This window comes from Cryobacterium luteum (assembly GCF_900110125.1).
GTDB classification, from domain to species: domain Bacteria; phylum Actinomycetota; class Actinomycetes; order Actinomycetales; family Microbacteriaceae; genus Cryobacterium; species Cryobacterium luteum.
Genome location: NZ_FOCN01000051.1, coordinates 1 through 3,805, shown reverse-complemented (window position 1 = coordinate 3,805; position 3,805 = coordinate 1). Strand labels below are relative to the sequence as shown.

At 64.8% G+C, this 3,805-nt stretch carries 3 protein-coding genes; all 3 read right to left on the bottom strand.

The genetic code is table 11. The features are described 5' to 3' along the window. Positions 1 to 153: 153 nt before the first annotated feature. The 3 genes from BMW72_RS18060 to BMW72_RS18050 are packed head-to-tail and all read right to left on the bottom strand — an operon-like array spanning position 154 to position 3,577. A complete protein-coding gene (locus BMW72_RS18060; protein WP_166787628.1) occupies positions 154 to 2,361 on the bottom strand; it encodes an FtsX-like permease family protein in 2,208 nt (735 codons plus the stop codon). A gap of 8 nt (positions 2,362 to 2,369) precedes the next feature. Next, a complete protein-coding gene (locus BMW72_RS18055) occupies positions 2,370 to 3,053 on the bottom strand; it encodes an ABC transporter ATP-binding protein (protein WP_092113105.1) in 684 nt (227 codons plus the stop codon). Further along, positions 3,050 to 3,577, bottom strand: coding sequence for a PadR family transcriptional regulator (locus BMW72_RS18050; protein ID WP_092113102.1), 528 nt, complete (start codon positions 3,575 to 3,577; stop codon positions 3,050 to 3,052). The genes BMW72_RS18055 and BMW72_RS18050 overlap by 4 nt, the downstream gene beginning before the upstream one ends. Positions 3,578 to 3,805 lie beyond the last annotated feature (228 nt).

The following is a 3,805-nucleotide window of genomic DNA, read 5'->3' as shown; positions in this document are numbered from 1 at the left end:
TATCGCGTCAGGCTCACCCTCCGCCGAGGACCGTGAAGTTGGACCAGAAACAGTCGAGGCGATGCCGAGCACCAACCGCCCGTAAGCCGAACGTCTTGCGGGACGACGTTGTGTTGCGGCGAAATCCTCCTTCGTGATGCCAGTGCGAGTCGCCTATTCGTAGCGGATCGCGGCCAAGTCGGTGTTCTTCCCCAATCGGCTGACGGCAACAGCGACCGCGGCGAGGGCAAGCACTGCGCTGGCAAGTAGCGCTCCGATGTAGCGGGCATCGGGCCAGCCGACCGATCGGCCACCGTTGGTGAGCCCCACGAGTATGAGGTCGGCCACCAGAAAGCCGAGTGCGATCGATATTGCCATCACGGACAGGAGCGGGGCTGCCGCTTCGAGTGTGATGATGCGGCGGAGGCCGGCGAGGTTCATCCCGAGCAGCCGCAGCAGGGCGAGCATTCGGCGGCGGTCGATCATGGCCGATATGGTGGCGATGGCGAGTGAGAGTCCGGCGATGAGCGTGGCAACGCCGATACCCAAGTACGCGAGGTTCGCGAAACTCGCGGCCATGGATTGCAACCGATCGTCGGCGAGATCCGTTCGGGTGCCCGCGGGCATCCATCCGGTACCGGCGATCGTGCCCGCCTGCAGCGCGGTTCTCGCGCGTTCGATCGCGGCCGGTGATCCGTTGGTGCCGATGAGCAGGATGCGCGGAGTCAGCTTGGCCACGTTGGTCGCTTCCGCGGGAGTGAAGACGGCGGGAGCTCCGCTCAGGGCGTCGCTGTTGATGGAGACGATAGGAGCGGAAGGAACAATCCCGAGACTGAGGTCGTTCGCGGCATCCGCCGAAATCAGGAGCCGGTTGGCGTCGGGTCCCTCACCGGAATCAATCGTGAAAATTGTGGTCACTTGGGTGACGCCCGAGATCGCGGCGATGCGCGCGCGAGCCGCTTCGGTGCGAGCGGGGTCGGTCGCGGCGGGCGTTGAATCCAGATGCTGAATGAGGGTACTGACCGGAAGCAGTCCCGGCCCATCGTCGGGGGCTACGCTCTGGTTGGCGGTTGTCGCGGCACCCGCGAAGACGCTGACCATGAACACGGCAACGACGAGGCCACTCACGGAGCGAAAGGTGGCCACGGGCGTGCGACGGATGCGGTTGCCCGCGATGACTCCAGCCGCTGTCTTGCTGCGCCGAGCCATGATGCCGCCCGCGAGCAGGGTGAGGTAGGGGCCCGCCACGAGCAGACCGACGGTGGTGATGGTGAAACCGATGACAATCAGCGTTCCGACGCGCGGAACGGGCAGTCCGGCGAGCACCGCTACGGTCGTGGCGATGAGTATGCCCAGCCCGCCTGCAAGCGGCACTAAGCGAAGCAGCGAGGGGGTCTTCTCTGCCTGCTGTTTCGTTTGTCCAAGCGGTCCGATGCCCGCGCGACGGATGCGCCCGCCTGCCGTAATTGCGGATGCCGCGACGGTGACCGCCACTACCGTGGCCGCGGTAAGCGGCGTCACGGCGAGGTCTGAAGGGAAGAACACTCCGTCGTCGACGGAGACGAGCGCGGCGACCGGGCCCAGCAGCGCGGCAAGCAGTACGCCGATCAGTGCCCCGATGAGACTTGTGGCCGCTGTTTCAACCGCGGCGATGGCGGCAACGGTGCGCGGGGTGGCGCCGATCAGACGTAGTGTGGCGAAACGCTCCCGCCGAGCTACGGCGCCGAGCCCGGTCACGATGCTCACGAGCAACAGCACCGGGAACAGCACTGCGATGGCACCCACGATCGCCACGGTCTGGTAGTTCGTGCCCGCACGGTGTGGCACGTCTGTGAAACTGGTCACGATCTGCGCTGCCGGGCGCTCGATTAGGGCGCTCGTCCTGGCGCCGACAACGACAACGAGCGAATCAGGACTCGCGAGGGCAGAGTCGGAAATGGTTCCAGTGAGTGTGCCGAAGCGGTCGCCGAGCTCGTCGGGCGGAACCTGCGCAATGCGGTCGATGAGCGCGGGCGACGCGTAGTACTCACCTGGCTGCGGCAGGTCGGTGATGCCCGGAATCGTGACGCTCGACGTTGTCGGGGCGGCGAGATCCAGACGCACGATCCGATCCCCCTCGTGCCGGTCGGTCGTGTGGGCCAGCGCCACTCGGTCGTCGCCCAGCGACGCCATATCAGCGGTCACCGCGCCCGGGCCTGTGTCGCCGCCGACCATGTACTCCCCGGAGGCATACATCCAACTGGACCGCTCGTCCCGGGCACCCAAGCCCTGATATGCGCCCCCAAGTAGGAGCGCCAGAGTCACGCCCACGGCGACTCCGGCGGTGATGCCCAGCAGCCGCCCCCAGGATGCACGGCTGCCGATCACAGCCAGACGGACCACACTCGGATTCATTTGATGCCGACCCGGTCAGTTGCCGCCAGCTGACCATCCCGCACGATGATCTCGCGGTCGGCGTAGGCCGCCGTGCGCGGGTCGTGGGTGATCATCACGAGCGTGGTTCCCGCCTTGCGGACAAGCTCGAGCATCGCTGTCAACACGTTCTCGGCAGCGAGGGAATCCAAGGACCCGGTGGGCTCATCCGCAAAGAGCACCGACGGTTGCGTGACCAGAGCGCGGGCGATAGCGACGCGCTGGGCTTCGCCGCCGGAGAGTTCGCCGGGCAACTGATCGGCGGCGACCTCAAGGCCGAGGCGGTCGAGCCATCCCCGAGCAGCCGTCAACGCCTGCCTGCGTTTCATGCCTCCGAGTAACAGCGGAATGGTGACGTTGTCGACCGCTGTCAGGTCGGGCAGCAACTGACCGAACTGAAAAACGAAGCCGAACTCCTTCAGGCGCAGGGCCGACCGGCGTGCTTCGCTCAGGGCAGTGATGACGGTGCCACCAACGGATACCGTGCCGCTGTCGGGCAGCACCACACCGGCCAGGCAGTGCAGCAGGCTCGACTTGCCGGAGCCCGAAGGCCCCATCACCGCGACGACCTCGCCGCGCTGGATGTCCAGATCAATGCCGCGGAGGGCATCCGTCGGGCCGAAAGACTTGCGCAGGCCCCGAGCCTGTATGAGGACGGTCATGGCAGTTTGATCTCGTTTCGCAGTTGGGTCAGTCGGGCGCCGGTCAGGTCGATCCAGCGCAGGTCGGCCTCAATATGGAAGAGCGCGTGGTCACACAGCAGCACGCGCATCAGGTCTGCTCCCTGCTTTTCACGGGTGAGTTCCCGCATACGGGCGAGATGCTCCGTGCGTTGCACGTCGAGCAGCCGGTCTGCGTTGTCGTCGACGAGTAGGGCAATGATGGTCTTGGCGAAAAGGTTGCTCTGCAAAGTTTCCGAGGGAATATCGGGCGTGAACATCCACTGCGAGACGCGGGTTCGGCCGACTTCGGTGACCTCGTACTTCTTACGATCAGGGCCCCCACCAGCCTCGTCAGCTAGCGAAAGAATCTGCCCGTCACGGGTCATGCGTGCCAGGCTCGCATAGACCTGACCGAACGCGAGGGGTTTCCGCACTCCAAAGAAACGATCGTAGGTGTGCTTGAGATCGTAACCATAGCTGGGCTCGACACTGAGCAGCCCGAGCAGGGTGAGAGAGTTGTCCACAACCGCCACTATACACACAGTGAATAGTGGCGGTTAGCCATCTTGCTGACAACTACTTATTAGGTTTGGTTAGGCCGCGGACGGCGGAGCGGTCGGGCGAAGACCGCGGCCTCCTAATGGTTCCGTAGGGGGAAGGCGGATTCAACCGGTCGTCGCAACACTCGATTTTTGTGAGGTGTTGTACGTGTGGTTGAAGAATGAGTTCGTTAAGAAACAGGCGCGGTTTTG